We start from the raw sequence: 4,286 nt of genomic DNA on the forward strand, positions 1-4,286 counted from the left end.
ACGCGAGGTCCAAGGAGGAAACCGATATACCGATTGCTCCATCATTATAACAGCTTAAGCAACAAGATGGATAATTCCTTACTGGCTGTAAGGGATATTAACCATAAATACATTGTAGTAGGAGGAAGTATTTTATGAAACTTAAGAAAATGGGGGCATTATCACTGGCACTTGCAATGACGGTAACAGCAATAACAGGCTGTGCAATGCCAAGTACGGGTGGAGACAGTACAACAGCGGCTCAGACACAGGAAAAGACAGAAGCGCCATCGAAGGATAACAGTTCTGATACAACAGCGGCCGAATCCGATGAAAAAATTACGCTTCGGATTGTGGACTGGAGTGACAGTTCCCTGGCAAGAAGAGAGGAATTTAACAAAAAGTATATGGAGGATCATCCTAATATTACCATCGAATATACAATGCTTACGATTGATCAGTTTAAGAATACCATTGTTACCATGATAAAATCAGGAGATGGACCAGATTTATTCCCGATTCCGACTGGTATGACGTTAAGCACGGCATTGAAAGAAGAGTGGTATCAGCCGATGAATGATTATGTGACGGATGAATTTTTAGATACACTGGATCCGTCTGTATTCGAAGAAGGTGTAACCATGAAGGGAGAAGAACTCTATACAATTCCGGAAAATATGCCGGTAGTAAACTGCTTATTCTTCTATAACAAGGATGTATTGGATCAAGCCGGCGTTACTAAGGTTCCAGAGACGTACTCCGAATTTGCAGATGCATGTAAGAAAATTACGGATACAGGAAATGGTGAGATTTTTGGCTTGATTGAAGGAGGAAAACAGTTAAACCGACTGGATATTCTGGCTCGTTCTCTGGCTGCTGTAGGTGGAGGCAAAATTGCACCGAACGCAAAGGTTTTGACGGTAGACGGAAAGGCTCCATATGACAGCGAAGCTATGAATGAGGCAATGGCGCTGATGGAACAGCTGGTTTCTGACGGCAGTATTCATCCGGACACCGTCAATATCAGCGCACCGGAGGCGAGGGAGATGTTTGCACAGGGACAGGCAGGTTTCCTCTGCCAGGGTATGTGGTGTATTCCGCCGTGGGCACAGAGTTATCCTGATTTAAACTACGGAGTTATGGCAGTTCCTGTTCCGGACAGTGGAGCAAAAGGCGGTGTTCAGCAGGTCGAGAGCGCTCCGTGGATGGGACTTTATAAGCAGTCGAAGCATCCGAAAGAGGCGGCAGAGTATTTAATGGCTTTATTCGATGAGGATTATGGCTATCAGTCAGGCTGTGTATCCGATGGAAACTATGTTTCAATCGTGCCGAGTGTCAATGAAAAATATATGACTAACGAAGTTATGAAACAGTATTATGAAATTGCAAGCGAAATTGCGAAGATTGTACCGGCGGCCACAACAAGGGACGAAAAAGCGTATGATTTCTATGCAGAAGTAAAAGATGTCCAGCCAAGTCTGGGAGCTATCTTACAGGGCGTGATTTCACAGAGTATTACAGACTATTCAAGCGAACTGAAGAAATTATCGGAGGCATCTACTGTGGAGTGGCAGAGAGCATCTGAAGCGGTTGGCCTCGATTATTCAACCTTTGATTTCCCCAACTGGGATCCAATGAAGGATTATACGGAAGCGGATTATGAAGCATTAAAATAGTGTGATAAGTAGTAATAGGTAGAGGATATGTATGGCTTTTTGCATATCCTCTGCTTGTAATATCTTCTGGGATTCACTATAATGGATGACATAGAAGAATAGTTTCGGAGGGAAAAAGATGACTGCACGTGGAACGAATCTGCCTAGAGTTAAGAAACAGAATGAGGCTTTGATTAAAGAGATAATCTACAAGTACGGCCCCATATCGAGGAGTAAGATCGCAGAGATGCTGTCGTTAACTCCGCCGACGATTACAACGAATGTATCTTCTCTGATCGAGAGGGGACTGGTGTATGAGTTTGCGGCAGAGGACTCTGACGTGGAGGAACGTTCTCTGGGACGTAAACCAATTAAAATTAATTTCATCCAGGACGCCAGATATGCCATTGGTGTGGAGATGAATCCATACCAGACCGCAGCCTGTATGCTGGATTTGCGCGGTAATGAAAAAATCAGCATGAAGTATCCGCCAATGAAAGGTGTATACGTTGATGAGATAGATGCGCTGGCGCGCAATATCGGCAGATTGATTTCTGAAAGCGGCGTGGATCCGGAGAAGATTTTGGGAGTAGGCATGGGACTGCCGGGCTTTGTGGAATCCAGAGTTGGGATTTTAAGAGAAAGCTTTAAAACAGAATGGAATAATAAAAACATCGCGAGAGATTTGTCCAGAAGACTGGATATCCCGGTTTTAATTGAGAACAACGCAAGGGCGCGCGCGATTGGAGAGGAAATGTTCGGCAAGACGCTGAGGCCGGATTCTTTCGCATATTATCTTATTTCCTACGGTATTGCATGCCCTCTGTTTGTAAAGAACCGGATGATCACGGGAGAAAATGCCAGTGCGGGAGAGGCAGGGCATATGGTAGTGGATATCAATGGTCCGAAATGTGAGACCTGTGGTCACAATGGCTGTTTAGAGGAGATGGCCAGCGAAAGGGCAATTCTGAAAAAATGCAAAGCCGCAATTCAGGATGGCGTATCTACAATGCTGACGGAACTGTGTCCGGATGTTGCGGAACTGACCATGAAAGATGTGCTGATGGCGGAAGAGTGCAATGACGCGTATGTGGTTAAGGTCATGGAAGAGGCTGTCATGTATCTGGGAGTAACACTTGCAAATATCATCAATCTTATCAGCCCTCCTTTAGTAATTGTGGACGGCTATATGATGAAGGTGAAAAGAAAACGGAGGCAGCTTTTGGAGGAGACCAAGAAACATATCTTTGGTTTAAATGATCAGGAGATTGAGATTGAATTTATTGATTTCAACCCCCTTACGGGAGCCAGGGGAGGTGCAGCTCTGGCGATAAAACAATTTTTTATTAAGGAGTAACGTTAAGTGGAGAAGATAAAAGCAGGTATTATCGGATGTGGAAGAATATCTTCTGTATATCGGGCTGCATTCGAAAATATGAGGGATGAAGTAGAGATCGCCTTTGTAGTAGATAAGGAGTTGGGCAGAGCAGAGAAGCTGGCTGCTTCATTTTCAGGCTGTGGTTATTCAGATAAGCTGGAAGACTTGTTGAGGCAGCCTTTGTCAGTAGTTCACGTTCTTACACCGCATTTTTTACATAAAGAGCACGCGGTTGCCTGTCTCGATGCAGGATTTCATGTCCTTACAGAGAAGCCTGTCGCCCTTACGACAGAAGATGCGGATGCCATGATTGAGGCTGCAAAAAGAAACGAAAGACAGCTGGGGGTTATTTTCCAGAACCGCTATATAGAGGGAATACAGGAAGTAAAAAAGTTGATTGAGCAGGGAACATTTGGACGTATTACAGGAGCATTTTCTACTCTGAACTGGTGGCGGCCTCCTTCATACTATGAGTGCGACTGGAAAGGAAGCTGGGAAAAGGAAGGCGGAGGAGTAGTCATTGATCAGGCGATCCACAGCCTGGATTTAGTACGTTATATGATGGGCTGTGAACCGGTAAAGATAAAAGGGAATATTGACCGGAGAATCCTGACCAATATTGAGGTGGAGGATGTGGCGGACGCGGCCATTACATTCGAAAATGGGGCGGTTTATTCCTTTTATGCGTGCAATTATTACACAAGCAACAGTCCGATCCGGGTGGAGATAAGTGGTGAAAATGGAACTGCGCTTTTGACACAGAATGAAGTGCAGATTCAGTTAAAGGGTGAGGCGGCAAGAACCGTATATCCGTCTGTTGGACCAGATGTAAATGGAGAAGCGTACTGGGGGAATTATCACGAGATCCAGATTCGGGATTTTTACCGCTGCTTAAGGGCAGGAAAACCGGTGCCTGTGGATCCGGAGGATGCGAAGCGTACACTGGAGCTGGTTCTGGATATTTACCGTTCTTCGAAGGAGGGACGGGAGATTGAAAAATACTCCGATAAAGCGTAAAAATATGAAAGCATCCTTGAAATATTGATAGAAATATGGTATATTATACATACAAAGAGGAGCAACCGCCCACAAGGTGGGTTGACCTTATATGTGATAGAAAATGCCACCTTGTCACTCGGTCAAAGTTTTGATATGATACCTCTTAAGTAGACAAGATAAATAACCAAAATCTACTTAGGAGGTATTTTTATGTCCAAATCCCCTCATACTTCGGAATTCCGGGCAAAGGTGTCACAGGAATACCTTGATGGATT

The 4,286-nt window shown here is 44.5% G+C and carries 3 protein-coding genes; all 3 read left to right on the forward strand.

The features are described 5' to 3' along the window. Window positions 1–134 precede the first annotated feature (134 nt). The 3 genes from NE473_RS29650 to NE473_RS32925 all read left to right on the forward strand — a co-directional run bounded on the left by NE473_RS29650 (window position 135) and on the right by NE473_RS32925 (window position 4,029). Window positions 135–1,655, forward strand: coding sequence for an ABC transporter substrate-binding protein (locus NE473_RS29650; protein WP_022030668.1), 1,521 nt, complete (start codon window positions 135–137; stop codon window positions 1,653–1,655). A 118-nt stretch (window positions 1,656–1,773) separates the two neighbouring features. Continuing rightward, on the forward strand, window positions 1,774–2,991 hold the full coding sequence (locus NE473_RS29655) for an ROK family transcriptional regulator (RefSeq protein ID WP_256265520.1): 1,218 nt from the start codon (window positions 1,774–1,776) through the stop codon (window positions 2,989–2,991). Window positions 2,992–2,997: 6 nt separating this feature from the next. Then, window positions 2,998–4,029 carry a Gfo/Idh/MocA family protein gene (locus NE473_RS32925; RefSeq protein ID WP_055652486.1) on the forward strand — a complete coding sequence of 344 codons (1,032 nt, stop codon included), beginning with the start codon at window positions 2,998–3,000 and terminating at the stop codon, window positions 4,027–4,029. The last annotated feature ends 257 nt before the right edge of the window (window positions 4,030–4,286 follow it).

This window comes from Hungatella sp. SL.1.14, from assembly GCF_024460495.1.
GTDB classification, from domain to species: domain Bacteria; phylum Bacillota; class Clostridia; order Lachnospirales; family Lachnospiraceae; genus Hungatella; species Hungatella hathewayi.

What these genes read in the sequence shown, in the direction of transcription:
- NE473_RS29655 (WP_256265520.1), top strand. Translation starts at nt 1,774, where the DNA reads ATGACTGCACGTGGAACGAATCTGCCTAGAGTTAAGAAACAGAATGAG.
- NE473_RS29650 (WP_022030668.1), top strand. Translation starts at nt 135, where the DNA reads ATGAAACTTAAGAAAATGGGGGCATTATCACTGGCACTTGCAATGACG.